Origin of the sequence: Rhodanobacter thiooxydans (assembly GCF_030291135.1) — a bacterium.
GTDB lineage: Bacteria > Pseudomonadota > Gammaproteobacteria > Xanthomonadales > Rhodanobacteraceae > Rhodanobacter > Rhodanobacter thiooxydans_A.
In genome coordinates, this window is the sequence record NZ_CP127409.1 from 2,358,582 (window position 1) to 2,384,806 (window position 26,225).

The window sequence follows — 26,225 nt, forward strand, 5'->3', positions numbered from 1 at the left end:
TTAGACCGACAGCGTCTTGAGCTTGCGGTGGCCGTGGATCGCCGCGGTGAACGCATGGGTCAGCGTCACCGAGGTGAACAGCGAAGTCAGGATGCCGATCATCAGCGTCACGCCGAAGCCCTTGATCGCGCCGGTACCCATCGTGGTCAGCGCCAGCGCGGCGATCAGGTGGGTGACGTTGGCGTCCAGAATGGTCGACCAGGCCTTCTCGTAGCCGGCGCGGATCGAGGCGTGCGGACTGGAGCCGTTGCGCAGTTCCTCACGCACGCGTTCGCAGATCAGCACGTTCGCATCGATCGCCATGCCCAGGGTCAGCACGATACCGGCCACACCCGGCATGGTCAGGGTGACGCCGATCAGCGACATCACCGCCACCAGGATCACCAGGTTGAAGAACAGCGCGATGTCCGCGACCAGACCGAACAGCTTGTAATAGATCGCCGCCGCCAGCAGCACCAGCGCCAGGCCCAGCAGCACCGCCTTGAAGCCCTTGTCGATGTTGTCCTGGCCAAGGCTGGCGCCGATCACGCCTTCCTCGACGATGTCCATCGGCGCGGCCAGTGCGCCGCCCTTGAGCAGCAGGGCCAGGTCGGAGGCTTCCTTCGGGCTGCCCAGGCCGGTGGTCTGGAACTGCTTGCTGAAGGGGCTCTGGATGGTGGCGTCGTTGATCACCGTCTCGGTGACTTTCGGCACGCGCACCTCCTTGCCGTCGATCACCTTCGTCTCGTAGACCTGCTCCACGTACAGCACCGCCATCGGCTTGCCGACGTTGGCGTTGGTGAAGTCACCCATCTTCTTGGCGCCGGCCGCGTTCAGGGTGACGTCGACCTTCGGCGTGCCACTCTGCTGGTCGATGCCCGACGAGGCGTCCACCAGCTGGTTGCCGGTCACGATGATCTGCTTGCTCACCAGCACCGGCCGGTTGTCGCCGCGCATGTAGTACAGGTTCGCGTCCGGCGGGATGTTGCCGGTGCGCGCCGCTTCCACCGCGCGCGCGTCGCCGGGCTGGCCGATACCGGGGCGGTACTGCAGGGTGGCGACCGCGCCGATCAGCTTCTTCGCCTCAGTCGGGTCCTGCACGCCGGCCAGCTCGACCACGATGCGGCTGTCGCCCTGCTGCTGGATCAGCGGCTCGGACACACCCAGCGCGTTGATGCGGTTGCGCAGCGTGCCCAGGTTCTGCGTGATCGCGCTGCGTGACAGCTCGCGCAGCTTTTCCGGCTTGATCACCACGTTCAGCACGAAACGGTCGCCGGTGCTGGCGCCGCTCGCCACGTTGAGGTCGGTGTACTCGTTGGCGATCGCGTCAGCCGCGGTGGAGCGGTCGGCGTCCGAACGCAGGATCACCGCGATGCCCTGGCCACTCACCGCATTGCGGGTCACCGATTCGTACCGGATGTTCTTGTTGCGCAGCAGCGCGCGGATGTCATCCGCGTAGCTGTTTTCCTGCTTCTCTATCGCATCCTTCTGGTCGACCTGCATCAGGAAGTGCACGCCGCCCTGCAAGTCCAGGCCCAGCGGCATCGAGCGGGCGCCGATCGCACCCAGCCAGCCCGGCACGTTGGATTGCAGCTTGAACGCCACGGTGTAGCCGTCGCCCAGCGCCGCCTTGATCTCGTCGGCGCCGCTCTTCTGCACGTCGGAGTTGGCGAACGTGGCCAGCAGGTGGTCGCCTTCCACGAACACGTTGGTGACCGCGATCTTCTTCGCGGTCAGCGCCGCCTGCACCTTCTGCTGCACTGCCTGGTTGATCGGCGGCGCGTCGCGGTTGGCCGTGACCTGCACGGCCGGCACCGGCGGGAATGCATTGGGCAGCGCGTAGATGATGCCGAACAACATCACCAACGCGACCAGCGCGTACTTCCAGCGAGGAAAATCACTCATGATCGGGTCCTTTGCGATCGTCCATGACCGCGAACGTCAAGAAGCGGCCATCCATGACCGAAGTTTATTTTTACGATCGTCCATGATCGCGAACATCAAGAAGCGGCCATCCTTGGCCGCACTATTCGAAAAAGCTTCGCCCCTGGACATCCCAGGTCTCAGCCGGACTTCAGCGAGCCCTTGGGCAACACTTGCTGGACTGCGCCTTTCTGCACCTTGACCTTCACGCTGGCCGCGATCTCGACCGTGATGAAGGTCTCGCCCACCTCGTCCACGCGCCCGGCGATACCGCCGTTGGTGACCACTTCGTCGCCCTTGGCCAGCCCGGCGACCAGCGCGCGATGCTCCTTCTGCCGCTTCATCTGCGGGCGGATCATCATGAAATACATCAGGCCGAACAGCACCACCATCATGATGATCATGGACATGCCGCCACCCTGCGGCTGCGGAGCCGCGGCCTGGGCGATCACGGGAGAGATCGGAAGAATCATCTGTTTGTCTCGCAAGTTATGGCGCCGCCGGGGATTTCGGCTGAACGCCTGATAAAAGATTCTCGATTATGCCATGCACCCCCGGGCCGTGCACGGTGCCACTGGCACCGCCGCAGCCAGCCGGCTGATCACTACTGAGGGCGGCCAACGCCCGTTGCAAGGCCGCCCCGCGGGCCCGCGCCCCTAAGAAATCAGCGTGCCCTGGCGGCGGGCGTAGAACTCCGCCACAAAGGCTTCCAGGGTTTGACTGGCGATAGCCGCACGCAGGCCAGCCATCAGTCGCTGGTAGTAGCGCAGGTTGTGCATGGTGGCGAGCTGGCTGCCGAGGATCTCGTTGCAGCGGTCGAGGTGGCGCAGGTAGGCGCGGCTGAAACCGTGGCTGCAGGCGTAGCAGTCGCAGCCTTCCTCGATCACCGCGGTGTCGCTGGCGTATTTCGCGTTGCGGATGCGCAGCGTGCCCGCGGCGGTGAACAGGAAGCCGTTGCGCGCGTTGCGGGTAGGCATCACGCAGTCGAACATGTCGATGCCGCGGCGTACCGCTTCCACGATGTCCTCCGGCCGGCCCACGCCCATCAGGTAGCGCGGCCTGTCCGCCGGCAGCAACGGCACGGTGAAATCCAGCGCGTGGTTGCGCTCGGCCTCCGGCTCACCCACGGCGAGGCCGCCCACCGCATAGCCGTCGAAGCCGATGTCGATCAGGCCCGCGGCCGAGCGCCGGCGCAGATTCTCGTAGACGCTGCCCTGCACGATGCCGAACAGCGAATTGGGATTCTTCAGGTCATCGAAGGCCCGGCGCGAGCGCTCGGCCCAGCGCAGCGACAGTTCCATCGAATCGGCCGCCACCTTCTCGGTGGCCGGATACGGCGTGCACTCGTCGAAGATCATCGCGATGTCCGAATCCAGCGTCTTCTGGATCCGCATCGACACTTCCGGCGACAGGAACACCTTCGAGCCGTCCACCGGCGAGGCGAAGGTCACGCCCTCCTCGGTGATCTTGCGCTTGTGCGCCAGCGAGAACACCTGGAAGCCGCCCGAGTCGGTGAGGATGGGCTTGTCCCAGCCGATGAAGCGGTGCAGCCCGCCGAACTGCTCGACGACCTCCAGCCCCGGCCGCAGGAACAGGTGGAAGGTGTTGCCCAGGATGATCTCGGCGCCGGTGTCGGTGACGTCGCGCGGGGTCATCGCCTTGACCGAACCGTACGTGCCCACCGGCATGAACGCCGGCGTCTCCACCGTGCCGCGGGCAAACGTGAGGCGGCCGCGGCGGGCGGCGGCGTCGGTGGCTTGGAGGTCGAACTGGAGGGAAGTCATCCGGGCATTATCGCGGGTTCGACCGCTCCCCGCTCGGCAACCCGCCGATCAAAGGCCGTGCGGCAGGATCAGCATGGCATCGCCATACGAGAAGAAGCGGTAGCGCTGCTCCACGGCATGGCGGTAACTGTCCAGGATGAACTCGCGCCCGGCCAGCGCCGACACCAGCATCAGCAGGGTCGACTGCGGCAGGTGGAAGTTGGTGAGCAGGCCGTCGATGCTGCTGAAGCGGTAGCCGGGGAAGATGAAGATCTGCGTCTCGCCGGCGAACGGGTGCAGTTCGCCGTCCTTGCTGGCGCTTTCCAGCGCGCGCACCACGGTGGTGCCCACCGCGATCACGCGTCCGCCGTTCGCGCGGGTGCGGCGGATCTGCCCGATCAGGTGCGCGCCGACGTTGAGCCACTCGCGGTGCATGTGGTGGTCCTTCAGATCATCCACGCGCACCGGCTGGAAGGTGCCGGCGCCGACATGCAGGGTGACGTAGCCGAACTCGACGCCGCGCCCGCGCAGCCGGTCCAGGGTCGCCTCGTCGAAATGCAGGCCGGCGGTGGGCGCGGCGACGGCGCCGGGCTCGCGCGCGAACACGGTCTGGTAGCGCTCCATGTCACTGGCGTCGGCGTGCCGATCGATGTACGGCGGCAGCGGCATCTCGCCCAGCTTCAGCAGCAGCTTCTCCAGCGGCTCCGACGCCTCGAAACGCAGCCGGAAGAAACCCTCGTCGCGGCCCAGCACCAGCGCATGGCTGCCGTCGGCCAGCTCGATCCGTGCGCCTTCCTTCGGCTTCTTGCTCACCCCCAGCTGCACGGTGGCCTCGTGCGCGCCGGTGACCCGCTCGATCAAAATCTCCACCGCGCCGCCGGTGTCCTTGCGCCCGTACAACCGCGCCGGCAGCACGCGGGTGTCGTTGAACACCAGCAGGTCGCCGGGGCGCAGGAAGTCGGGCAGCTCGCGGAACAGGCGGTCCTGCCGCGACTGCGCCGCCACATCGAGCAGCAGCAAACGACTGGCCGAGCGCTCGGGCAACGGCGCCTGCGCAATCAGCTCGTGCGGCAGCTCAAAATCGAAATCGGACTTCTTCAAGGCAGGTGTGGCCGGCATCGGGAAACGGAGCATTATCCCGCAGCGGACGCGCCGGGGCACGCCTGCAAAAAAAACGCCGCTCCTCGCGGAGCGGCGCCCAGGCTCATCCCTTCACGCACAGCACCTGGCGCAGCGTGTGCACCACCTCGACCAGGTCGGTCTGCGCGGCCATCACCGCGTCGATCGACTTGTACGCCGCCGGCGACTCGTCGATCACCGCCGCGTCCTTGCGGCATTCGACGTGGGCGGTGGCCGCCCGATGCTGCGCCAGGGTGATCTGCTGGCGCGCCGCGGTACGGCTCATCACCCGGCCCGCGCCGTGGCTGCAGCTGCGGAAGCTGTCCGGACTGCCCTTGCCACGCACGATGTAGCTGCACGTGCCCATGCTGCCCGGGATGATGCCGAGCTCGCCGGCGCGGGCGCTCACCGCGCCCTTGCGGGTCACCAGCAGTTCCTCGCCACCGTGCGTCTCCTTCTGCACGTAGTTGTGGTGGCAGTTCACCGCCATCTGTTCCAGCTGGAACTTCGGCAGCCGGTGGCGCATCTCGGCCAGCACCCGCGCCATCATCGCCTCGCGGTTGGCCCGGGCGTAATCCTGTGCCCAGGACACCGCTTCGACGTAGTCGTCGAACAGCGGTTCACCTTCCATGAAGAACGCGAGGTCCTTGTCCGGCAGGTCGAAGCCCAGCACGCGCTGCGCCAGCTCTTCGCGCGCCCGCTGGATGAAGTAGCTGCCGATCAGGTTGCCGGTGCCGCGCGAACCGGAGTGCAGCATCACCCACACCGCGCCCGATTCGTCGAGGCAGACCTCGATGAAGTGGTTGCCGCCGCCGAGCGTGCCGAGCTGCCGGTCGACCTTGTCGGTGCGGATCTTGCGGTGCTTCGCCTTGATCGCCTCCAGCCGCTCGGCCAGCCGGGATTCGACCAGCATCGTGTGAATGCTGTCCGACGGCTTGCCATGTTCGCCGCCGCGGCCGTTGCCGACCGGTACGCCGCGCTCGATGCTGGAACGCAGCTGGGCCAGGTTGTCCGGCAAGTCGCTGGCACGCAGCGTGGTCCGCACCGCGGCCATGCCGCAGCCGATGTCCACGCCGACCGCGGCCGGGATGATCGCGCCCCGGGTCGGCACCACCGAACCCACGGTGGCGCCCTTGCCCAGATGCACGTCCGGCATCACCGCGACCCACGGGCCGACGAACGGCAGCGTGGCGATGTTGCGCAGTTGCTGCTTCGCCGAATCTTCCAGCGACACGCCATGCACCCAGCCCTTGATCGGCGTGGCGCTGCCTTCGGCATGCAGCAGTTCGTACTGTTGGTTGCTCATCACATCTTTCCTTGAATGGATCGTGGCGAGCGCATCCGTGCGCGCGCCACGAGGTTACTGCCTGAGGCTGACCAACTGGTTCAGCACGCCGTCCAGGCCGCCGAACACGGTCAGCTTGTCGATCTTCTCGGTGACCTTTTCCAAGGCCTCCAGCTCCTTCAGACGCATCAGCACCGGACTTTCCTCGATCAGACGCGCGGTGTTGAGCAGCGAACGGGTGGCGTTCGCCTCCTCGCGCCGGCGGATCACGTTGGCCTGGGCCGCCTTCTCCGCCTGCACCACGCTGTTGAGGATGTCCTTCATCTCGCCCGGCAGGATCACGTCCTTGACGCCCACGCCGAGCACCTCGATGCCCAGCTCGACGACACGGCCGCGCACGTAGGCGAAGATGTCCGCATCCAGCGAGGCCTTGTCGCCCAGCAGCTCGTCCAGCGTCTTGCCGGAGACCGCCTTGCGCAAGCCGTACTGCAGTTCGCGATAGAGGTAGTCGCCGTACTTGGCCACCTTCGTACGCGCGGCGACCGGATCGGTCACGCGCAGGCTGGCTGCCAGGTTCACCCGCAGGCTCACCTTGTCGCGGGTCAGCAGTTCCTGGCCCGACACTTCCAGCGACTGCACGCGCAGCTCGATCACCTCCGCCGCCACGTTCTTCCGGAAATTCCAGAACGCCCAGGCACCCGGCGCCAGCGTGCGCACCAGCTTGTTGTCGACGAACAGCAGGCCCGTCGATTCCACCGGCACGTCCACCATCACCGCCACCTTGCCGAGCCCGCCCAGCTGACGCAGACGACTGGCCACGCGCGCATCGATCTCCAGCGTTTCCACCAGCGAGACCGCCTGCACCTCGACCGGCACGATGCCCTTCCAGTACAGCTTGCGCGTACCCGGCGCCAGCACGTCTTCCAGCTTGCCGTCCTTCAGCACCAGACCGACCTGGTCGGTGCTGATGTCGGCCACCAGGAAGCACTCGGCCAGCGGGCCGTCCATCTGCGCCATCAACACCTCGGCATCGCTGCCGGCGTATTCCGGGCGGGTGAGGTTGTGCACCGTCACGGCGATGCGCTTGCGCGGGTCGAACAGGCGATGGACGCCCGGCGACAGCACGCGCTCGAAACGACGGTTGCGATACAGCAGACCGCGCTCGCCGTCGCCGATCACGATTTGCTTGAGCCAGAACATGGCGATACTCCTTGTCGATATTCCTTGTTTCGATCCGTATTGAATGAATCAGGGCCGTCGGATCGATGCGGGCCGTGATTTACTTCGGGATGCAATCACCCCTCCCTTTCGGGATAAACACGCGATTATCTTGAATAACCGCAAGCTTTATTGAAAAAGGCGGAAACGCCTCCCGACGATTGATCCAGCGAAGCCCGAACGCTTCGGAAGAGAGTCGGTCATCGGCTGATCACGGCGATGCCTTGCCACGATGTCGTTCGACGACCGACCGTCCGCCTTCAGGGGGCCGGCCCGGCTCGATCCTCGCTGCGTCATTCGATCCGCCCTCATCCCTGACGGGCGTGCCGCGTTCCACACGAGGCGTTTCCTGGTCGGAACTTTCGTTCCTAGTGTCATGACGTGACAGGTCATGGTTCTGGAGCGGGATTCGAACCCGCGACACTCGGTTTATGAGACCGATGCTCTACCCGTCTGAGCTATCCGTGGTTGACGTGCCGGATTCGAACCGGCGACCTGCAGCTTTCGCTGCCGCTCTACCGCTGAGCCAACGTCATCGCGGAACATCTCCCCGCAGGCCCGGCATACGCTGTCGGCAGAGCCGCGCGCACCGGGCGGGTCTTGGGAACCCGCGCCGCTGAAAGCCTTTGTGGCTGATGTTCCGTATGCCCGGCTGTCGTCAACCGGGCATTCGTATGGGCCGTGAAGACCCTGTTCGTATGGAATCCGATCCGCACACAGCCCGCGCCGAAGCATCGGGACGCAGCGCACATGCGCCGGTCTGCAGCCGTGCCCCTGCCTCGGCTGCACGCAACCGGATGCTTCAGGGCGTAGCAGATTCCTGCAAGGTGGTTCGATGCATGCGCATATCCGGCGAACGCCAAAAACAAAACGCCCCCGGGTATGGCGACCCGAGGGCGTTCGCGTTGCCTCGGGAGATCGGGGTGACCGATCTCCGCGAAGGGATCAGTCGATTATCGGAAAGCGGTTGCCAGGTCGTGCCTTTCATCGCGCGCAAACAAACCCGCGTCGCGATAGTCGCGCGACATACTTGGCTTATTCGTGGGGGCGAGGCGGAATGACATGGAAAGTTTCTTCATCGGATTATCGCCACAGCGGCGAAGGACGCAAACAATACGCGGATTATTTTTGAAGCGCAAGCGATTTTGTCGAATACCCGAATAATTCCTACAACCAGCCTTTCTGCCGCGCCAGCCGATACGCTTCGATGCGATTGGCGACGCCGAGTTTGCCGATCGCCTCGGACAGGTAATTGCGCACGGTGCCGTGCGACAGGTTCAGCTGTGCGGCGATGTCGCCCGCCGACTGTCCTTCGCCGGCCAGGCGCAAAACCTGGCGCTCGCGGTCGTTCAGCGGATCGGCTTCCGACCACGCCTCCAATGCCAGCTGCGGGTCGATCGCGCGGCCACCGCGATGCACGGTGCGCAAGGCCTCGGCCAGGTTTTCGGCGGGCGCGTCCTTCAGCAGGTAACCGGACACGCCGGCGTCCAGTGCGCGACGCAGGAAGCCGGGGCGCGCGAAGGTGGTGACGATGACCACCTTGATCGGCAGTTCGTGGCGCTGGATGCGCTGCGCCAGTTCCAGTCCGGTCAACCCGGGCATCTCGATATCGGTGACCAGCACGTCGGGCTTGAGCCGTTGCATATCCCGCCACGCCGCTTCGCCGTCCGCCGACGAACCAAGCACTTCGATGTCGCTTTCCAGGTTCAGCAGCGCCGACAGCGCGCCGCGCACCATCGCCTGGTCCTCGGCCAGCAGCACACGGATCATGCGATGACTCTCCGGTGTCGACGGGAGTGAAGGGTAGGCGTCATGGTCTGTGCGGGTATGGAAACATGGGTGGACTCACGCGATGGGCCGATCCGTAAACAACTGCGTCAGCGGCCCGGTCGTCGATGGCTCCGGCGCCGATCGCGGCGATTCGACCAGGCGCAGGATCGGCAGCGGCACCACCACCCGCAGGCGCGATCCCTGGCCACGCGGCGACTCGAACGCGAGCGTGCCGCCGAGCGCGCGCACGCGCTCGCGCATGCCGCTCAGGCCGTTGCCGTCGCTCTCGATGCCGCCGCGGCCGTTGTCGCTGATCTGCAGGCAGACGCTGCCCCGCTCGCGCGTCAGCTCGACCCGCGCCTGACTGGCGTCGGCGTGGCGCGCGATGTTGGTCACCGCCTCGCGCAACACCAGCGACAGGCCGCGCTCGACGTCGCCCGGCAAGTCGGCGGGCAGCTCGCCGTAATCCAGATGCACCCGCGAGGATTCCAGCAACAGCCGCGCCGAAGCCAGCTCGGCGGCGAGATCGGTGGCACGTATGCCGGTGACGGCGCAGCGCACTTCCGCCAACGCGTGGCGCGCGACCTTCTCCGCCTCTTCGACCTCGCGCCGGGCGGCCGCCACGTCACGGTCGAACAGCTTGCGCGACAGCTCCAGCTTCAGCGTGATCAGCGACAGGGTATGCCCGAGCAGGTCGTGCAGGTCGCGCCCGATCCGTTCGCGCTCCGCCGTGGCGGCGAGCCGGCGCACCTCGTCGTGCGAAAGGCTGAGGGCGGCATCCTTCTCCTGGTGGATCTGCTCGACCGTGACGATGGTGCAGATGACGAACACCGTGACCGGCATGATCACCAGCAGTGACTGCGGGTAGCCAATCCACCAGGCCAGCGCCACGTAGATCGCATTGAGCAGCAATACCTGGAGCACATAGCTGCGGAAGCGCCGCAGGTCGCAATGGCTCAGCATCACGCAGGCGTACACGAAGTAGCTGAGACCACTGGGATACCAGCGCAGCAGGCCGAAACACAACGCCGCCATGCCCCACGCGTAGAGATATGCCGTTCGCCGCGAAGCCAGTCGCAGCCTGGCGAACAACAGCAGGAACAGCGGATACGAGCCCAGCGTGCACAGCAGCCAGGTCGGCGTGTAGCCACGCAGGCCGTGGTCGAACAGCGGCGTGATGAAAATCCACATGGACCACAGCAGGTGCACGCCGGCGGCCCATGGCGACTTGCCCCGGCGCAGGTCGTCGGCCACCGCGGAATCGGGTGCCGGCACGAACCATCGGGCTGCGAAAGCGGGGATCATGACGTGGTCGGTCGCTGGGGGCCTGGTCTGCGGCATGCTACTTCAACCGTGCCGGCGCAGGCGCCTGGCGGCCAGCAGCGCGAAGCCCGCGGCAAAGCCGGCCAGCACCAGCACGTGCACCAGCAAGGGGCCGCGGTTCAGGCCCACCGCCGCCAGCGCCAGCTGGTCCAGGTGGTAGCTCGGCCATACCGGCGCGATCTGCTGCAGGGATTTCGGCAGCAGCGGCAGCGGCATCCACAGGCCGGACAGGAACGACATCGGCAGGTAGATCAGGTTCAGCATACCGGGGGCCCCCTGCCCCTTGATCAGGGTGCCGACGAACATGCCCAGCGCGCAGAACGGCAGCACGCCGAACATGCCGATGAGCAACAAGGCGCCGGCCTGCGCCGGGGTCAGCGTCACGTGGGCCAGCGTCAAAGCCATCGCCATCAGCAGCGCGATCACCGCTCCGGCCGCCGCCATCGCCATCAGCATCTTGCCCAGCAGGTAGGCGCCGGGCGGCATTGGCAGGGCGCGCTTGAAGGTCAGCAGGCCGCCGTCGCGCTCCAGCGCCAGCGACACGCCGAAACCGAACAGGCCCGGACTCATCACGCCGAACACGCCGTAGCTGGCCAGCAGGTAGCGTGCCGCGTCTGCGCTGTTCGACTTCGCCGTCAACACGCCGAACAGCAGGTAGAACATCGCGGGAAACAGCATGACCGGCAGCATGAAGCCGGGCGCGCGCAGGTAGCGCAGGCATTCGCTGCGCGCTTCTTCGAGATAGGCGCCGAGCACGCGGCGGCGCGGCATGTCGACGGCAGGCGCCGATGCAGCGACGGAAATGGCGGTTTGCATGTCAGGCAGCCTCGCGCTGGTCGGTGTCCGCGGCATCGCGGGTGAGTTCGGTGAACGCCTCGGCCAGGCCGGCGCGCTGCACTTCCAGTTCGCCGAGGACGGGGTCGGCGTCGAGCAGGCGGCGCACCACTGCCTCGGCCTGCGCGGTGGCGATACGCAGGTGACCGTCCTCGCGCGTGGCGGATGCCACGTTCGGCCAGGCCGCAACCGCTTCCGCATCGAGGTTGCTCACACAGCGGATGCGCGTGAGTGCCACCCGCTTGCGCAAGTCGTCCACGCTGCCCTCGCTGCGCACGCGGCCCTGACCGAGCACCACCACGCGCTGCGCCAGCGCCTCGGCTTCCTCCAGGTAATGCGTGGTGAGCACCACGGCGCAGCCTTCGGCGACCAGCGCGCGCATGGCCGCCCACAGCTTCTGCCGTGCGTCGATGTCCATGCCCACGGTGGGTTCGTCGAGGAACAGCAGCTCGGGACGCGCGCACAGCGCCAGCGCGAACTGCACGCGCCGCTGCTGGCCACCGGAAAGCTTGCCGTAGGGCCGCAGCAGCAGGTCGGCGATGCCGGCCAGCACGGCGGTCTCGTCGTAGCCACGCGGGTTCGGGTAATAGCTCATGGTCAGGCGCAACAGTTCGCCCACGCGCAGCGTGGGCGGCAGATTGGCCGACTGCAGCATCACGCCGATGCGCCGGCGCACCTCGATGCGCTGTGGGTCGAGCCCGAACAGTTCAGCGCGACCCGTGTCCGGGCGGATCAATCCCAGCAGCAGGCTGATGCTGGTGCTCTTGCCGGCACCGTTGGGGCCGAGCAGGGCGAGCAGTTCGCCGCGCCGCACGGCGAGGTCCACGCCATCCAGCGCGGTGAGTGGGCCGTAACGCTTCACGGCGGCGGCAAGGCGGGCAACGGTAGTGTCGTTCATGCGGGTGTCTCCTCCTGCCGCACAGTCTGGGCGGCGCGCCGCATCGGCCCCAGTCGCCGCCGTCAGCCATCGCGGGTGACAGGCGTCATCCGTACGGCAAATTTCGTCCCAAGCGCCTGATCAGGCAAGCAAAGCGCAGCGGCCATGGATCAGCCAGCCAGGCTCAGGGGGTACCGGGCAGGCCATGCCGCAGGTTATCCTCGGCGTTCGTGGATGCGCGCCCACCCGCCAAACCGGGCCACGCGCCGCGGGAGCCGGGCTCCCCCACGCACTACACGTTGGCCTGCTTCGCGCTGGGTGCGAGGCGCCGGCGGACCTGAGGAGATAGCCATGGGTGTGATCAACCAGCTGCGCGAACTGCGCGAATTCGGCGGCAAGCCGCGGACCACCGGCCTGGACGACGCCAGCATCGAGCGCATGGCGGCGAACGATCCCCTGCTGGGCCAGGCGATCGCCGAGGCGGTGGCGCGCCATCGCGAGCTGCGTGCCGACCTGGTCGATTTCCTCAAGCTCGATGAAGCCGAACAGCTCGTGCGGGTGCAGGCCGGCTTCGTCAACTTCTATCCCGACGACGCGATCAACCCGTACCTGCCGGCGGCCGCGCGCGGCCCGTGGATCGTCACCCTGAAGGGCGCCGTGGTGCACGACAACGGCGGCTACGGCATGCTCGGCTTCGGCCACAACGACCCGGCGATCCTGGCCGCGCTGGCCCGGCCGCAGGTGATGGCGAACGTGATGTCGCCCAGCGTGGCGCAGCTGCGCTTCACCGCGGCGCTGGACAAGGAGCTGGGCCGCAGCCGCGGCGGCAGCCCGTACACGCGCTACCTGTGCCTGAACTCCGGCTCCGAGTCGGTCTCGCTGGCCTGCCGCATCGCCGATGTCAACGCCAAGGCGATGACCGACACCGGCGCGCGCTACGCCGGCCGCACGATCAAGCGGCTGGCGGTGAAGGGTGCATTCCACGGCCGCACCGAGGCGCCGGCGCTGTACTCCGATTCCAGCCGCAAGACCTACCAGCAGAACCTCGCCAGCTACCGCCACGAGGACACCCTGATCACCGTGGCGCCCTACGACGTGGCGCAGCTGGAAGCCGCGTTCGCCGACGCCGACAAGCACGGCTGGTTCATCGAGGCGATGTTCCTGGAACCAGTGATGGGCGAAGGCGACCCCGGTCGCGCGGTGACGCCGGAGTTCTACAAGGCCGCCCGCGCGCTCACTGAATCGCACGGTACCCTCTTGCTGGTCGACTCGATCCAGGCCGGCCTGCGCGCCCACGGCGTGCTGTCGTTCGTGGACTACCCCGGCTTCGAGGGCCTGCCGCCGCCGGACATGGAAACCTTCTCCAAGGCGCTCAACGCCGGCCAGTATCCGCTGTCGGTATTGGCTGTCGGCGAACACGCCGCCGGGCTGTACCGCAAGGGCATCTACGGCAACACCATGACCGCCAACCCGCGCGCGCTGGACGTGGCACTGGCCACGCTGGGCGAGCTCAGCGACGCCGTGCGCAGCAACATCCGCGAGCGTGGCAAGGAATTCGTCGACAAGCTCAACGCGCTGAAGGGCGAGCTGGGCGGCCTGATCACCAAGGTGCAGGGCACCGGCCTGCTGTTCTCCTGCGAGCTGGCCCCGGAATACAAGTGCTACGGCGCCGGTTCCACCGAGGAATACATGCGCGAGCACGGCGTCGGCGTGATCCACGGCGGCACCAATTCGCTGCGTTTCACCCCGCACTTCAACGTCACCAGCGCCGAGGTCGACCTGATCGTGTCGCACGTGCGCAAAGCGCTGCTGGAAGGGCCGCGCAAGGCCAAGGCCGAGGCGGCCTGAGCGGAGACGGCTGCGGCGACACTTGACACGTCGCCGCAGCTGAATACTTCGTGCATGTCAGGTTTCACCCACTCCCGCCATGGCGGCCGTCCGGCATAGACTGTCCGGGCCGGTGCTTGCCGGTCACCTAGGGAGGGTTCAACGATGTCGATGTCACTTCGCCTGCTTGTCGCCAGTGCTGCCTTCGCTTTCGCTGGTGCCGCCTTCGCGGCCGCACCGCAAGCCAGCACCACCGCTCCGGCCACCAAGGTCCACACGGCGCAGCAGCAGCGCATGGTCGATTGCAACAAGCAAGCCACCGGCAAGAAAGGGGCCGAGCGCAAGACCTTCATGAGCACCTGCCTGAAGGGTGGCAGCACTGCCGCCGCGGCACCGGCCACCGCAACGGCCGCCGCGCCCACGGCGAAACAGACCCAGCAGGAAAAGATGAAGGCCTGCAACGCCGACGCCAAGACGAAGGCGCTCAAGGGCGCGGAGCGCAAGACCTTCATGAGCAGCTGTCTCAAGGGCGACGCAGCCGCCACGCCGTAAGACCTCAAGACCTCCTGCAACTCCGGCCCCGCCGACGTATGCCTGTCCATGCGTGCGCCGGCGGGGCCGCTTCGTTAAGCTCCCCGACTGTCACGCCCTCGACGCCCGGAAGACAGCCACCCATGAAGATCGTCGAAGTCCGCCATCCGCTGATCCAGCACAAGCTCGGCCTGATGCGCCGCGCCGGCATCAGCACCAAGGAGTTCCGCGAGCTGGCCTCCGAGGTCGCCGCCCTGCTCACCTACGAGGCCACCAAGGACCTGGAAACCGTCGAGGAAGAGATCGAGGGTTGGGCCGGCCCGCTGCAGGTGCACCGGATCAAGGGCAGGAAGATCACCATCGTGCCGATCCTGCGCGCCGGCCTGGGCATGCTGCCCGGCGTGCTCGACATGATCCCGGCCGCCAAGGTCAGCGTGGTCGGCCTGCAGCGCGACGAGCAGACGCTGAAGCCGACCACCTACTACGAAAAACTCAGCGGCCGCATGGACGAGCGCATCGCGCTGATCGTCGACCCGATGCTGGCCACTGCCGGCACACTGGTCGCCACCGTCGACATGCTCAAGGCGGCCGGCTGCAAACGCATCAAGGGACTGTTCCTGGTCGCCGCGCCGGAAGGCCTGGAGCGCATCACCGCCGCCCATCCCGACATCGAGATCTATACCGCCGCGATCGACCAGCGCCTCAACGAACACGGCTACATCCTGCCCGGCCTCGGCGACGCCGGCGACAAGATCTTCGGCACCAAGCAGCTGCCGGCGAACGGCTGACCGATACCAGCCGCGCAGGAGCCCGCCCGCCTCAGCGGCCGAAGCGGTCGGTCGCCTCCACCAGCTCGTGCACGTTGCCCGGCTCGAACGCCGAATGACCGGCGTCCTGCACGATCCGCAGGTCCGCCTCGGGCCACGCGCGATGCAGGTCCCACGCGCTGCGCAGCGGGCACACCACGTCGTAGCGACCCTGCACGATCACCGCCGGAATGTTCCGGATGCGCTCGACGTTGCGCAGCAACTGGTCGTCGTGCTCGAAGAAGCCGCCGTTGACGAAGTAGTGGCACTCGATGCGCGCGAACGCCAGCGCAAACTCGTCCTCGCCGCTGGACTCGATGTGCGACTCGTCCTGCCACAGGAAGCTGGTGGCGCCCTCCCATACCGACCAGGCACGCGCTGCATCGGTGCGCGTCTTCGCGTCGGCGCTGGTCAGGCGGCGGTGATAAGCGCTCATCAGGTCGCCGCGCTCGACTTCGGGGATCGCGTTGAGATAGGTCTCCCACGCATCCGGATAAAGCGCGTCGCAACCCTTCTGGTAGAACCATTCCAGTTCCCAGCGCCGCAGCATGAAGATGCCGCGCAGCACCAGCTCGGTGAGCTTGTCCGGGTGCGCCTGTGCATACGCCAGCGCCAGCGTGGAGCCCCACGAGCCGCCGAACACCTGCCAGCGGTCGATGCCCAGGTGCTCGCGCACGCGCTCGATGTCGGCGACCAGGTCCCAGGTGGTGTTGTCGGTCAGCTCCGCATGCGGCGTGGACTTGCCGCAGCCGCGCTGGTCGAACAGCACGATGCGGTACACCGCAGGATCGAAGAAGCGCCGGCACTTCGCATTGGTACCGCCGCCCGGGCCGCCATGCAGGAACACCACCGGCTTGCCGTTCGGGTTGCCGCTCTGCTCGTAGTACAGCGTGTGCAGGGGTGAGACCGGCAGGAAGCCGCTGTCGAATGGCTCGATTTCGGGATACAGCGAACGCAGCGGCGACGACGGCATGACGGCTCCTCAAGGTCGACAGACAAGCCGCCAAGACTAGCACGGGCGCGGCCTGCCGGGCCTTCAGTCGTCCGCGAACAGCTTGCCGGGATTGAGGATGCCGTTGGGATCGAACACCTTGCGCACGCCGCGCATCAACGCGATTTCCGCCGCGCTGCGGGTGCTTTCCAGGTAGGCCCGCTTGACCAGGCCAATGCCGTGCTCGGCCGAGATGCTGCCGCCGTGGCGCTGCAGCGTCACTGCCAGCAGTTTGGTGACGTGTTCGCACTGGGCAATGAACGCGTCCTCCGCCAGGCCGTCCGGGCGCAGCACGTTGATATGCAGGTTGCCGTCGCCGATATGGCCGAACCAGACCACCTCGGCCTGCGGATACTCGCGCGCCAGCAACGCCTGCATCTCATGCAGGAACGCCGGCACCGCGCTGATCCGCACCGACACGTCGTTCTTGTACGGCCGCCGCGGCGCCAGGCTTTCGGTGATGCCCTCGCGCAGCCGCCACAGCACGGCGGCCTGCGCCTCGCTCTGCGCGATCACGCCGTCGCCGATCCAGCCTTCCGCCATGCCCTGCTCGAACGCGGCGAGCGCCGCCTCCTGCTGCCGCTCGTCGGCCGCATCGAACTCGGTCACCACGTAGTACGGGTAATCGCCGTCGATGGCGCGCTGCGCGCCGTGCGCCAGCACGTGCCGCAACGCGTGGTCGGTGAAGAACTCGAACGCCTGCAACGCCAGCCGCGCGCGGAACAGCGCGAACACCTGCATCAGCGCGTCCATGTCCGGCAGCGCCAGCAGCATCACCTGCGACGGTGGCGGCGGCTCGGTGAGCTTCAGCGTCGCCTCCACTACGATGCCCAGCGTGCCTTCCGAGCCGACCAGCAACTGGCGGAAATCGTAGCCGCTGGAGTTCTTGATCAGGCCGCGGTTGAGTTCAAGCAACTCGCCGTTGCCGGCCACCACTTTCAGCCCGGCGATCCATTCGCGCGTGTTGCCGTGGCGGATCACTCGGATGCCACCGGCATCGGTGGCAATGTTGCCGCCGATGGAGCACGAGCCGCGCGCGGCGAAATCGACCGGGTAGAACAGGCCGTGCTCGCGCGCCGCCTCGTGCACGTGCTGCAGGATCACCCCCGGCTGCACGGTGAGCGTGCGGTCGACCGCATTGAAATCCAGCACCCGGTTCATACGCTCCAGGCTCAGCACCAGCTCGCCGTTGGCCGCCACCGCGCCGCCGGACAGGCCGGTGCGGCCGCCGGACGGCACGATCGCCACGCGCTGTTCGTTCGCCCAGCGCACGATCGCCTGCACCTCTTCCGCACTGGTCGGCAACGCAATCGCCAGCGGCGCGGGAATCCAGCGCCGGGTCCAGTCGCGGCCGTAATGCTCGAGGTCGCCGGCGGCGGTCAGCAGACGCAGGCCAGGCAGGCGGCGGACGAGATCGGCGAGACGGGCATCGGACATGCGGGGCTCCTGGGTATCTGCACAGACTGCCAGCGACGCCGGATGGCGTCCAGTGTTGCAGTGCGACATATCCTCGCCTACTCTGGCAAGATCCACCCTCCACTCGACCCGGACCGACCCATGCAGACCTCCTACCCCCGCCAGGACATCAAGGTATTGCTGCTGGAGGGCGTCAGTGCCAGTGCGGTCGAGAATTTCCGCCGCGCCGGCTACAGCCAGGTCGAGCTGCATGCGAAGTCGTTGCCGGAAGACGAACTGAAGGCGCGCATCGCCGACGCGCACATCGTCGGCATCCGCTCGCGCACCCAGCTCACCGCCGAGGTGCTGGCCCAGGCCAAGCGGCTGATCGCGGTGGGTTGCTTCTGCATCGGCACCAACCAGGTGGATCTGGGTGCCGCCCGCAAGCTCGGCGTGCCGGTGTTCAACGCACCCTATTCCAACACCCGCAGCGTGGCGGAGCTGGTGATCGCCGAGGCGATCATGCTGCTGCGCGGCATCCCGCAGAAGAACGCGCTGTGCCATCGCGGCGGCTGGACCAAGTCGGCCAGCGGCAGCTACGAGACCCGCGACAAAGTGCTCGGCATCGTCGGCTACGGCCACATCGGCACCCAGGTCGGCGTGCTGGCCGAGAGCCTGGGCATGCGGGTGATCTTCCACGACATCGAGACCAAGCTGGCGCTGGGCAACGCCCGTGCGGTGTCCAGCCTGGACGAACTGCTGGAACGTTCCGACGTGGTCACCCTGCACGTGCCGGAAACCCCTGCGACCCAGCTGATGATCCGCCGCGAGCAACTGGCGAAGATGCGCGCCGGCGCGATGCTGATCAACGCCTCGCGCGGCAGCGTGGTGGACATCGACGCCCTGGCTGCGGCGCTGCGCGAAGGCCACCTGGCCGGGGCTGCGGTGGACGTGTTCCCGAGCGAGCCCAAGGGCAACGACGACCCCTTCGTCTCGCCGCTGGTCGGCATGGACAACGTGATCCTGACCCCGCACATCGGCGGCAGCACACTGGAGGCGCAGGACAACATCGGCATCGAGGTCGCCAGCAAGCTGATCCGTTACAGCGACAACGGTTCGACCCTGTCGGCGGTGAACTTCCCGGAAGTCACCCTGCCCGAACACCCGCACAGCCGCCGCCTGCTGCACATCCACCGCAACGTGCCTGGCACGCTGTCGCGCATCAACGAACTGTTCTCGGCCGGCAACATCAACATCGACGCGCAGTTCCTGCAAACCGACAGCGAAGTCGGCTACGTGGTGATCGACGTGAGTGCCGACGAGGCCCAGGCGAATGACCTCAAGGCGAAGCTGGCGGCGATCCCGGGCACCTTGCGCAGCCGCGTCCTGTATTGAAGCAGGCCGGTGGGTGACAGCACGAGGGGCGCCAGCGCGCACCTCGTGTCAACGCAAAAAGCACCGCCGGCCCTTGCTCAGTGGCCGATTTCCTTGCTGACCTGGTTTTCCTGCTGGTCCAGCGTCTTCTGCTCTTGCCGGGTGACGTGGCCGTGGTTCTGGCTGGCCATGTCGCGCTCCTCCTGGCGGATCCGGTGATCGTCCTGATGCAACTTGGCTGCATCGGCCTTGCTCATGTCGCCTTCCTTCACTTCGTCGCGGATCCGCGCGTTCTGGTGGTGCAGGCGGTCGTTGACCTGTTCGCGGCGTGGGTGGTGCTTCTGCCACTTCGTATCGACATCCTTTGCGGCGCACACCGTCGTGCCCGCGACAGCAACCAGCAGGGTGGCAATCAGCATGGACTGGATCTTCATGGATGGGTCTCCGTCGGTCTCGGTTGGAATGACGGCCGCCGGTGCTGCCGGCGCCCGCGAGACGCATCCTACGGAGCCGATCCGGCACTCCACCAGTGGGTCGCAAGCAGAGCCAGCACCTGCGGTTCAGATGCCTGCCCGCGGACTAAACGCAGGAATTCGCGGCGGGCTTTCCTGTCAACCGGACCGGGCAGCTGTGCGTGTCTGCCTGGTTCCACCGCGCTTGCCCACGGCCGCCTTCCCTGCCGGCGCCTTGCTTGCCGCGTCGGCGCCATCGGCACCTGCAGGAGGTGATCCCTTGCGCGATCCGCTGGTCTTGCCGGAAGCGCGGCGCTGCTCGAGGCGATGCTCTTCGCGGAACGCGTCCATGTAGGCCTTCAGTTCGCTCCGTTTCCTCGCACTGGTGTCCGGCCCGGAAAGCCGACCCTCGTCGATGCCCCGCAGCATCCGCTGCAACAGGTCGTAATCGTGGTAATCGCGGTAGGGCTTGAGATCAAGATCCGCCGGCACCTTGACCAGGCGCTCGTCGCCGATCGACTTCACGTACTTCTGCATGAAGCGATCGTAGGCGGCCCAAGTGATCCGTTCGGCGTTCACCGCCGCCTCTTCGGCGCGGGTCGCGATCTGGTGTGCGTGCAGATAGTGCAGGCCCAACTGGTCGATCAGGGTCTTTTCCACCTCCTCGTGCAGGATCAGGAAGCGGTCCACCTCGATGCTGCGCCCGCGGAACGTGAAGCTCTCCGGCAAATGGCGGTCGATGTAGATGGTCTTGCCATCCTTGCTGTAACCGGCGAGGTAGGGAATGTCGTGCTCGCGATCGAGCTTCTTCACCCGCCGCAGGATCGCGTCCAGCGCACGGTCCAGCATCAACGCCGAGACGTACCAGTCGGGGGCCTTCAATCTCACGTGCGGGGCGCAGGGATGACAGCTGTTCGACGGCATGACGGCATCTCCCGGAGGTGGAAATCTCCAGCCGGAGCCTACCCCACGGCACACCTCGGATGCATCACTTGGACGGCCACAGGTGGCGCCGGCCAAAACAGGAAACGGCGCCGGGGCGCCGTTTCTGTCGAGTCTTGCCGAATTGGTCGGGGCGGCCGGATTTGAACCGACGACCCTCTGCCCCCCAGGCAGATGCGCTACCAGGCTGCGCTACGCCCCGACGAAACGGCAAACGACGATTCTAGCAGCTTGATGCCCGCTGCCGGAAGCACGAATCGCGCTTCAGCGGCGCAGCAGGGTCAATACTTCTTCCAGCTCCATGCGCACCTGGCGCACGATCTGGTGGGAGATGCTCGCTTCCATCCGCGCCTGCGGGCCTTCCAGCCGCGCGCGCGCGCCGGTGATGGTGAAACCCTCGTCGTACAGCAGCGAGCGGATCTGGCGGATCATCAGCACGTCGTGGCGCTGGTAGTAGCGGCGGTTGCCGCGGCGCTTGACCGGATTGAGCGCGGGAAACTCCTGCTCCCAGTAGCGCAGCACATGGGGCTTCACACCGCACAACTCGCCGACCTCACCGATGGTGAAGTAGCGCTTGGCCGGGATGGCAGGCAGTTCGGTGTTATTCCCTTGATCCAGCATAGCCCTCGACTCTTACCTTGAGTTTCTGTCCCGGTCGGAACGTCACCACGCGCCGGGCGGAGATCGGGATCTCCTCGCCGGTCTTCGGATTGCGTCCAGGTCGCTGGTTCTTCAGCCGCAGGTCGAAATTGCCGAAGCCGGACAACTTCACCTGTTCGCCGTTTTCCAGTGCTCCGCGAACCACCTCGAAATAGGCGTCCACGAACTCCTTGGCCTCACGCTTGTTGAGGCCCACGTCGAGGAAAAGCCGCTCGGCCATTTCCGCCTTGGTCAGCGCCATCTCATCCTCGCAGTTTTGCCTTGCATGATTGCTCCAACGCAGCTATCGCTTCTCGTACGCAACGATCCGCGTCGTCGTCGGTAAGCGTGCGTGAAGCGTCCTGTAAAATCAAGCCCATAGCGAGACTTTTTCGGCCGGCTTCGACCCCCTTGCCGCTGTAACGGTCAAACAGCCGGAGTTCCTTCAGCCGTTCACCCAGCGTGCGGCGTACCTCCTGCTCGATCTGTGACCAGCCCACCGTTTCCGGCACATCCACCGCGATGTCGCGGCGCACGGCCGGGAACCGGGCCACGGCCTGCGCTTGCGGCAGGCGGCGCGCCAGCAACGGTTCCAGGGCCAGTTCCAGCACGTGCACGTCGGGGCCCAGATCCAGCGCCCTGGCCAGTTGCGGGTGCAATGCGCCCAGGTAGCCCACCGTCGCGCCATCACGGGCCACCCGTGCACCGCGTCCCGGGTGCAGCCAGCCCGGCAGGCCGTCGGCATGCACCGACCAGCGCGACGGCTCGCCGCCCCAGGCGATCAGGGTATCGAGGTCGCCCTTGAGGTCGTGGAAATCCAGCACCCGCGACGGCTCACCCCACTGCTCGGCACGGGCAGCACCACAGGCCACGATGGCCAGGCTTGGGGTTTCGGCCGGCGGGTCACCGGCCGCAAACACCCTGGCCACTTCGAACAGGCGCACCCGCTCCTGCTGGCGCGCACGGTTGTGGCGCAGTGCCTCGATCAGTCCCGGCAGCAGCGACGGGCGCATCACCGCGAGGTCGGCCGACAGCGGATTGGCCAGCGGTACCAGGCGCTCGGTGAAGCCCCAGCTGGCCAGCAGCTCGGCTGCCACGAACGACAGGTTGACCGCCTCGTAATAGCCGCGCGCGGCCAATTGCTCGCGCAGCGCCAGTTCGTTGATGCGAGCCTCCGGCTCGATCGCCAGGGCGAGCGCGCCGGCCGGGGTCGCGGTGGGAATGTTGTCGTAGCCGAAGATGCGTGCGACTTCCTCGATCAGATCCTCTTCGCGCTCGATGTCGAAACGGCTGCTCGGTGCGGTGACCTGCCAGCCGTCGGCAGTCGTTTCCACCCGCATGCCCAGCGCGGTGAAGATGCGCGCCACTTCGACATCGGCCACGTCCACGCCAAGTACGCGACGCAGGCGTGCGCGACGCAAGGCAACCGCAACCGGCTGCGGCAGGTCGGCCGGATTCTCCGCCACCAGCACTGGGCCGGCCTTGCCGCCGACGATCGCCAGCAGCAGTTCGCTGGCGCGCTCCAGCGCACGACGCGGCAGCGCCGGATCGACGCCACGCTCGAAGCGGTGCGAGGCGTCGGTGTGCAGGCCCAGCTTGCGCGCGCGGCCCATGATTGCGGCCGGTGCGAAGTGTGCGGACTCCAGGAAGATGGCGCTGGTGGCATCGGTGACGCGCGAGTCATAGCCGCCCATCACGCCAGCCACCGCCAACGGCTTGTTCTCGTCAGCGATCAGCACGAAGCCATCGTCCAGTTTCGCTGCGTTGCCGTCCAGCAGCTTCAGCGTCTCGCCGGCGCGTGCGTGGCGCACCACGATGTCGCCTTCCAGCGTGCCGTTGTCGAACGCGTGCAGCGGCTGGCCCAGCTCCAGCATCACGTAGTTGGTGACGTCGACCACGGCACTGATCGGGCGCAGACCGGCGCGGCGCAGGCGCTCGGCCAGCCACAGTGGCGAGCGCGCCGCCGGATCGATGCCTTCGATGATGCGGCCGAGATAACGCGGCGCGTCCTTGCCTGCCTCGAGGCGGATGCCGCGACGCGCGCTGCCAGTCACTGGCACGGCCACGGTTGCCGGCAGCTTCACCACACTGCCGAACAATGCGGCTACATCGTGCGCGAGACCGTAGAGGCCCAGGCAGTCGGGTCGGTTCGGGGTGAGCTTCAGCTCGATGCTGGCGTCAGGCAGGCCAAGATAGGCGGCAAGCGGCTGGCCGACCGGCGCGTCCAGCGGCAGTTCCAGCAGGCCTGACGCGTCTGCGTCAATGCCCAGCTCCTTCGCCGAGCACAGCATGCCGGACGATTCCACCCCGCGCAGTTTCGCGGCCTTGATCGAGATGCCGCCGGGAAGCTGCGCACCGACCGTGGCCAGCGGCACCTTGATGCCCACGCGCGCGTTCGGTGCGCCGCAAACGATCGTGAGCGGCTCGCCCTGCCCGGCATCCACCTTGCACACCTGCAGGCGGTCGGCTTGCGGATGCTTTTCGGCAGCGACGATCTCGGCCACCACCACGCCGTCCAGGCCCTCGCCCAGCGGCGTGAGCTCTTCCACTTCCAGCCCGGCCATGGTCAACGCGTGGGCCAGCTCGGCACGGCCGGCCTGCACATCCACCAGTTCACGCAGCCAGTTTTCGGAGAATTTCATGGTTGAAGTCCGGGAATGGGGAGTGGGGAATAGGGCATCGGAAGAGCGCAGGCCTGCAGCCTTTCGCTACTCCCCATTCCCTGTTCCCGATTCACTTCTCAGGCAAACTGCCTGAGGAACCGCAGATCGTTCTCGAAGAACGCGCGCAGGTCGGAAACGCCGTAGCGCAGCATCGCAAAGCGCTCCACGCCGAGGCCGAAGGCGAAGCCGGTGTAACGCTCCGGGTCGATGCCGCAGTTCTTCAGCACGTTCGGATGGACCATGCCGCAACCGAGCACTTCCAGCCAGCGCGTCGAACCGTCCTCGGCGTCCCAGCGGATATCGACCTCGGCCGACGGCTCGGTGAACGGGAAGTAGCTGGGACGGAAGCGCATCTCGAAGTCGCGCTCGAAGAATGCACGGATGAACTCGGCCAGCGTGCCCTTCAAGTCGGCGAAGCTGGAGGTCTCGTCGACCAGCAGGCCCTCGACCTGGTGGAACATCGGCGAATGGGTCTGGTCCGAATCGCTGCGGTAGACCTTGCCCGGGGCGATGATGCGGATCGGCGGCTGGCGGCCGGCCATTGCGCGAATCTGCACCGGCGAGGTGTGCGTGCGCAGCAGGCGGCGGCCGCCGCTGCCTTCATCGGCGATGTAGAAGGTGTCGTGCATGGCGCGCGCCGGGTGGTGCGGCGGGAAGTTCAGCGCCTCGAAGTTGTGCCAGTCGTCCTCGATCTCCGGGCCGTCGACGCGCTGGTAACCGAGCCGCGCGAAGATCGACGCGATGCGTTCCAGCGCACGGGTGACCGGATGAATGCCGCCGCGCTCGCCATCACGACCAGGCAGGCTGATGTCCAGCCTCTCGGAGGCGAGGCGGCGATCGAGCTCGACCTGCTCCAGCAGCTGCTTGCGCGCAGCCAGCGCGTCGGCAAGACGTTCCTTGACCCGGTTCACTTCGGCGCCGCGCGCCTTGCGCTCATCCGGCGCCAGCGCACCCAGCGTCTTCAGCGCGGCGGTGACGATGCCGCTCTTGCCCAGCAGGCCGACGCGCAGCGCATCGAGCGCGTCCAGCGTATCGGCCTTGTCGATGTCGGCCAGCGCCTGCGCGGCGCGGCTGTCCAGGTCATCCATCGATGCGGTTCCGTATGAAGTGCACAGAAACAAAAACGGGGAGAAGGCTTTGGCCTCCTCCCCGCTTGATTCACATTCTATCGTCGCAATCGACGATCAAGCAGCCAGGGCGGCCTTCGCCTTGTCGGCGATCGCACCAAACGCCTTGATGTCATGCACGGCGATATCCGCGAGGACCTTGCGGTCGACGGTGATACCGGCCTTGCTCAGGCCATTGATCAGGCGGCTGTAGGACAGCCCGAACATGCGCGCGGCGGCGTTGATGCGCACGATCCACAGCGCACGGAACTGACGCTTGCGCTGCTTGCGGCCGATATAGGCGTACTGGCCGGCCTTGGTGACGGCCTGGTTGGCAACGCGGAAGACCTTGCGGCGGGCGTTGTAGTAACCCTTGGCGCGACCGATGATTTTCTTGTGACGACGACGGGCGGTGACGCCACGCTTTACACGAGCCATGGTCTATCTCCTCACAAGTACGGCAGCATGCGAGCCACGCCCGGCGCATCACACGCCTTGAGGTGGTTCGGTGCACGGAGACCACGCTTCTGCTTGGTCGACTTCTTGGTCAGGATGTGCGACTTGAACGCGTGGCCGCACTTGATCTTGCCCGACGCGGTCTTGCGAAAACGCTTCGCAGCCGCCCGGTTGGTCTTGATCTTGGGCATGGGAATGCTCCTTGGTATGGGACTCGCCCTGCGCGGGCAGCCCCGGTTTCTGACTGATCTGGCGGTGGCGGCGTCCCGAAGGAGCCTGGCCACGCTTTCCGTCCTGCCACGATCGGTGCACGACCCATCCAGGCGGGTCGAACCGGCGATTATACGGAGTTCAATCCCCGGATGCCAGTAGGAGTGCACCCGATGGTGCACGCCGGCTTATTTCTTCTTCGGGCCGATCATCATGACCATCTGGCGCCCTTCCAGCCGCGGGAAGGACTCGACCTGGCCGTTGTCACCGACGTCTTCCTGGATCTTCTTGGCCAGGTTCTGGCCCAGGTCCTGGTGCGACATCTCGCGGCCGCGGAAGCGGATGGTGACCTTGACCTTGTCGCCCTCTTCCAGAAAACGGAGCATGTTGCGCAGCTTGATCTGGTAGTCGCCCACGTCCGTGACCGGACGGAACTTCACTTCCTTGATCTCGACCTGCTTCTGCTTCTTCTTGGCGGCCTGCGCCTTCTTCTGGGCTTCGAACTTGAACTTGCCGTAATCCATGATGCGGCAGACCGGCGGGTCGCCGTTGGGCTGGATCTCGACCAGATCCATGCCCGCTTCCTGCGCCAGGCTCAGCGCCTCGTCGCGGCTGAGAATGCCCAGCTGCTCGGAGTCAGCGCCAATCACGCGCACGCGCGGCACGCGGATTTCCAGGTTACGACGATTGCCCTTGTTGTCGGTGGTAGCGATACCACGATCCTCCAGAAGAAGTAATGAGT

At 66.6% G+C, this 26,225-nt stretch carries 25 protein-coding genes and 2 tRNA genes; 4 read left to right on the plus strand and 23 right to left on the minus strand.

The window, feature by feature from the left end; all coding sequences use genetic code 11:
* From secD to QQA13_RS10905, 11 genes are all read right to left on the minus strand, one after another.
* A complete protein-coding gene (gene secD, locus QQA13_RS10855; RefSeq protein WP_108472416.1) occupies positions 1-1,884 on the minus strand; it encodes a protein translocase subunit SecD in 1,884 nt (627 codons plus the stop codon).
* 158 nt (positions 1,885-2,042) lie between these two features.
* The gene (yajC, locus tag QQA13_RS10860; RefSeq protein ID WP_108472415.1) at positions 2,043-2,375 is read right to left on the minus strand and encodes a preprotein translocase subunit YajC; all 333 of its coding nucleotides are present in this window, start codon (positions 2,373-2,375) and stop codon (positions 2,043-2,045) included.
* Between the two features lie 183 nt (positions 2,376-2,558).
* Positions 2,559-3,686 carry a tRNA guanosine(34) transglycosylase Tgt gene (gene tgt / locus QQA13_RS10865; RefSeq protein WP_108472414.1) on the minus strand — a complete coding sequence of 376 codons (1,128 nt, stop codon included), beginning with the start codon at positions 3,684-3,686 and terminating at the stop codon, positions 2,559-2,561.
* 48 nt (positions 3,687-3,734) lie between these two features.
* Complete coding sequence (queA, locus tag QQA13_RS10870) at positions 3,735-4,766, minus strand: tRNA preQ1(34) S-adenosylmethionine ribosyltransferase-isomerase QueA (RefSeq protein WP_108472413.1); 1,032 nt, start codon at positions 4,764-4,766, stop codon at positions 3,735-3,737.
* Between the two features lie 103 nt (positions 4,767-4,869).
* Positions 4,870-6,090: an RtcB family protein gene (locus QQA13_RS10875; RefSeq protein WP_108472412.1), complete on the minus strand. Its 1,221-nt coding sequence runs from the start codon at positions 6,088-6,090 to the stop codon at positions 4,870-4,872.
* Between the two features lie 54 nt (positions 6,091-6,144).
* Complete coding sequence (locus QQA13_RS10880) at positions 6,145-7,269, minus strand: slipin family protein (RefSeq protein ID WP_108472411.1); 1,125 nt, start codon at positions 7,267-7,269, stop codon at positions 6,145-6,147.
* A gap of 483 nt (positions 7,270-7,752) precedes the next feature.
* Positions 7,753-7,822: transfer RNA gene (locus QQA13_RS10885), tRNA-OTHER, on the minus strand.
* Positions 7,823-8,454: 632 nt separating this feature from the next.
* Positions 8,455-9,057: a response regulator transcription factor gene (locus tag QQA13_RS10890; RefSeq protein ID WP_108472410.1), complete on the minus strand. Its 603-nt coding sequence runs from the start codon at positions 9,055-9,057 to the stop codon at positions 8,455-8,457.
* Between the two features lie 75 nt (positions 9,058-9,132).
* Entirely contained in the window at positions 9,133-10,362 is a 1,230-nt protein-coding gene (locus tag QQA13_RS10895; protein ID WP_108472409.1) for a sensor histidine kinase, read from the minus strand.
* A 42-nt stretch (positions 10,363-10,404) separates the two neighbouring features.
* The gene (locus QQA13_RS10900) at positions 10,405-11,196 is read right to left on the minus strand and encodes an ABC transporter permease (RefSeq protein WP_108472408.1); all 792 of its coding nucleotides are present in this window, start codon (positions 11,194-11,196) and stop codon (positions 10,405-10,407) included.
* A gap of 1 nt (position 11,197) precedes the next feature.
* Positions 11,198-12,112 carry an ABC transporter ATP-binding protein gene (locus tag QQA13_RS10905; RefSeq protein WP_108472407.1) on the minus strand — a complete coding sequence of 305 codons (915 nt, stop codon included), beginning with the start codon at positions 12,110-12,112 and terminating at the stop codon, positions 11,198-11,200.
* 330 nt (positions 12,113-12,442) lie between these two features.
* On the opposite strand from QQA13_RS10905, the gene QQA13_RS10910 reads away from it, so the two are divergent.
* The 3 genes from QQA13_RS10910 (at position 12,443) to upp (ending at position 15,237) form a co-directional block, all read left to right on the plus strand.
* A complete protein-coding gene (locus QQA13_RS10910; protein ID WP_108472406.1) occupies positions 12,443-13,939 on the plus strand; it encodes an aminotransferase class III-fold pyridoxal phosphate-dependent enzyme in 1,497 nt (498 codons plus the stop codon).
* Between the two features lie 144 nt (positions 13,940-14,083).
* Complete coding sequence (locus QQA13_RS10915; protein WP_108472405.1) at positions 14,084-14,470, plus strand: PsiF family protein; 387 nt, start codon at positions 14,084-14,086, stop codon at positions 14,468-14,470.
* A 122-nt stretch (positions 14,471-14,592) separates the two neighbouring features.
* Positions 14,593-15,237, plus strand: coding sequence for a uracil phosphoribosyltransferase (gene upp / locus QQA13_RS10920; RefSeq protein ID WP_108472404.1), 645 nt, complete (start codon positions 14,593-14,595; stop codon positions 15,235-15,237).
* A 31-nt stretch (positions 15,238-15,268) separates the two neighbouring features.
* Here upp and pip read toward each other — a convergent pair whose 3' ends face one another.
* Both pip and QQA13_RS10930 read right to left on the minus strand, forming a co-directional pair.
* Complete coding sequence (gene pip / locus QQA13_RS10925) at positions 15,269-16,228, minus strand: prolyl aminopeptidase (protein ID WP_108472403.1); 960 nt, start codon at positions 16,226-16,228, stop codon at positions 15,269-15,271.
* Positions 16,229-16,291: 63 nt separating this feature from the next.
* Positions 16,292-17,683: an FAD-binding oxidoreductase gene (locus QQA13_RS10930; protein ID WP_108472402.1), complete on the minus strand. Its 1,392-nt coding sequence runs from the start codon at positions 17,681-17,683 to the stop codon at positions 16,292-16,294.
* A gap of 120 nt (positions 17,684-17,803) precedes the next feature.
* Here QQA13_RS10930 and serA point away from each other — a divergent pair, with 120 nt between their 5' ends.
* Complete coding sequence (gene serA, locus QQA13_RS10935) at positions 17,804-19,036, plus strand: phosphoglycerate dehydrogenase (RefSeq protein ID WP_108472401.1); 1,233 nt, start codon at positions 17,804-17,806, stop codon at positions 19,034-19,036.
* 77 nt (positions 19,037-19,113) lie between these two features.
* Here the strand turns inward: serA and QQA13_RS10940 are convergent, their stop codons facing one another.
* The 10 genes from QQA13_RS10940 to infC all read right to left on the minus strand — a co-directional run bounded on the left by QQA13_RS10940 (position 19,114) and on the right by infC (position 26,196).
* Positions 19,114-19,449 carry a hypothetical protein gene (locus tag QQA13_RS10940; protein ID WP_108472400.1) on the minus strand — a complete coding sequence of 112 codons (336 nt, stop codon included), beginning with the start codon at positions 19,447-19,449 and terminating at the stop codon, positions 19,114-19,116.
* A gap of 177 nt (positions 19,450-19,626) precedes the next feature.
* Entirely contained in the window at positions 19,627-20,391 is a 765-nt protein-coding gene (locus QQA13_RS10945) for a hypothetical protein (protein ID WP_159082207.1), read from the minus strand.
* A gap of 143 nt (positions 20,392-20,534) precedes the next feature.
* Positions 20,535-20,611: transfer RNA gene (locus QQA13_RS10950), tRNA-Pro, on the minus strand.
* 62 nt (positions 20,612-20,673) lie between these two features.
* On the minus strand, positions 20,674-21,030 hold the full coding sequence (locus tag QQA13_RS10955; protein WP_056386704.1) for a MerR family transcriptional regulator: 357 nt from the start codon (positions 21,028-21,030) through the stop codon (positions 20,674-20,676).
* Positions 21,011-21,310 carry an integration host factor subunit alpha gene (gene ihfA / locus QQA13_RS10960; RefSeq protein ID WP_007804491.1) on the minus strand — a complete coding sequence of 100 codons (300 nt, stop codon included), beginning with the start codon at positions 21,308-21,310 and terminating at the stop codon, positions 21,011-21,013. Before ihfA ends, QQA13_RS10955 begins: the two co-directional genes overlap by 20 nt.
* A gap of 1 nt (position 21,311) precedes the next feature.
* Positions 21,312-23,690 (minus strand): phenylalanine--tRNA ligase subunit beta, encoded by a 2,379-nt coding sequence (pheT, locus tag QQA13_RS10965; RefSeq protein WP_108472398.1) that lies wholly within the window; start codon positions 23,688-23,690, stop codon positions 21,312-21,314.
* 98 nt (positions 23,691-23,788) lie between these two features.
* Positions 23,789-24,799 (minus strand): phenylalanine--tRNA ligase subunit alpha, encoded by a 1,011-nt coding sequence (pheS, locus tag QQA13_RS10970; RefSeq protein WP_108472397.1) that lies wholly within the window; start codon positions 24,797-24,799, stop codon positions 23,789-23,791.
* Between the two features lie 96 nt (positions 24,800-24,895).
* On the minus strand, positions 24,896-25,255 hold the full coding sequence (gene rplT, locus QQA13_RS10975) for a 50S ribosomal protein L20 (RefSeq protein WP_108472396.1): 360 nt from the start codon (positions 25,253-25,255) through the stop codon (positions 24,896-24,898).
* A gap of 11 nt (positions 25,256-25,266) precedes the next feature.
* The gene (gene rpmI, locus QQA13_RS10980; protein WP_007512063.1) at positions 25,267-25,464 is read right to left on the minus strand and encodes a 50S ribosomal protein L35; all 198 of its coding nucleotides are present in this window, start codon (positions 25,462-25,464) and stop codon (positions 25,267-25,269) included.
* Between the two features lie 207 nt (positions 25,465-25,671).
* Positions 25,672-26,196: a translation initiation factor IF-3 gene (infC, locus tag QQA13_RS10985; protein ID WP_304412458.1), complete on the minus strand. Its 525-nt coding sequence runs from the start codon at positions 26,194-26,196 to the stop codon at positions 25,672-25,674.
* Between the last annotated feature and the right edge of the window lie 29 nt (positions 26,197-26,225).

Excerpts from the sequence above, each read along its gene's own strand:
- QQA13_RS10940 (WP_108472400.1), bottom strand. The coding sequence starts at position 19,449 with ATGAAGATCCAGTCCATGCTGATTGCCACCCTGCTGGTTGCTGTCGCG.
- QQA13_RS10875 (WP_108472412.1), bottom strand. The coding sequence starts at position 6,090 with ATGAGCAACCAACAGTACGAACTGCTGCATGCCGAAGGCAGCGCCACG.
- QQA13_RS10905 (WP_108472407.1), bottom strand. The coding sequence starts at position 12,112 with ATGAACGACACTACCGTTGCCCGCCTTGCCGCCGCCGTGAAGCGTTAC.
- QQA13_RS10910 (WP_108472406.1), top strand. The coding sequence starts at position 12,443 with ATGGGTGTGATCAACCAGCTGCGCGAACTGCGCGAATTCGGCGGCAAG.
- tgt (WP_108472414.1), bottom strand. The coding sequence starts at position 3,686 with ATGACTTCCCTCCAGTTCGACCTCCAAGCCACCGACGCCGCCGCCCGC.
- QQA13_RS10880 (WP_108472411.1), bottom strand. The coding sequence starts at position 7,269 with ATGTTCTGGCTCAAGCAAATCGTGATCGGCGACGGCGAGCGCGGTCTG.
- pheT (WP_108472398.1), bottom strand. The coding sequence starts at position 23,690 with ATGAAATTCTCCGAAAACTGGCTGCGTGAACTGGTGGATGTGCAGGCC.
- QQA13_RS10930 (WP_108472402.1), bottom strand. The coding sequence starts at position 17,683 with ATGTCCGATGCCCGTCTCGCCGATCTCGTCCGCCGCCTGCCTGGCCTG.
- upp (WP_108472404.1), top strand. The coding sequence starts at position 14,593 with ATGAAGATCGTCGAAGTCCGCCATCCGCTGATCCAGCACAAGCTCGGC.
- pip (WP_108472403.1), bottom strand. The coding sequence starts at position 16,228 with ATGCCGTCGTCGCCGCTGCGTTCGCTGTATCCCGAAATCGAGCCATTC.
- secD (WP_108472416.1), bottom strand. The coding sequence starts at position 1,884 with ATGAGTGATTTTCCTCGCTGGAAGTACGCGCTGGTCGCGTTGGTGATG.
- QQA13_RS10890 (WP_108472410.1), bottom strand. The coding sequence starts at position 9,057 with ATGATCCGTGTGCTGCTGGCCGAGGACCAGGCGATGGTGCGCGGCGCG.
- serA (WP_108472401.1), top strand. The coding sequence starts at position 17,804 with ATGCAGACCTCCTACCCCCGCCAGGACATCAAGGTATTGCTGCTGGAG.
- rpmI (WP_007512063.1), bottom strand. The coding sequence starts at position 25,464 with ATGCCCAAGATCAAGACCAACCGGGCGGCTGCGAAGCGTTTTCGCAAG.
- QQA13_RS10895 (WP_108472409.1), bottom strand. The coding sequence starts at position 10,362 with ATGATCCCCGCTTTCGCAGCCCGATGGTTCGTGCCGGCACCCGATTCC.
- QQA13_RS10955 (WP_056386704.1), bottom strand. The coding sequence starts at position 21,030 with ATGCTGGATCAAGGGAATAACACCGAACTGCCTGCCATCCCGGCCAAG.
- yajC (WP_108472415.1), bottom strand. The coding sequence starts at position 2,375 with ATGATTCTTCCGATCTCTCCCGTGATCGCCCAGGCCGCGGCTCCGCAG.
- QQA13_RS10945 (WP_159082207.1), bottom strand. The coding sequence starts at position 20,391 with ATGCCGTCGAACAGCTGTCATCCCTGCGCCCCGCACGTGAGATTGAAG.
- QQA13_RS10900 (WP_108472408.1), bottom strand. The coding sequence starts at position 11,196 with ATGCAAACCGCCATTTCCGTCGCTGCATCGGCGCCTGCCGTCGACATG.
- ihfA (WP_007804491.1), bottom strand. The coding sequence starts at position 21,310 with ATGGCGCTGACCAAGGCGGAAATGGCCGAGCGGCTTTTCCTCGACGTG.
- rplT (WP_108472396.1), bottom strand. The coding sequence starts at position 25,255 with ATGGCTCGTGTAAAGCGTGGCGTCACCGCCCGTCGTCGTCACAAGAAA.
- QQA13_RS10915 (WP_108472405.1), top strand. The coding sequence starts at position 14,084 with ATGTCGATGTCACTTCGCCTGCTTGTCGCCAGTGCTGCCTTCGCTTTC.
- pheS (WP_108472397.1), bottom strand. The coding sequence starts at position 24,799 with ATGGATGACCTGGACAGCCGCGCCGCGCAGGCGCTGGCCGACATCGAC.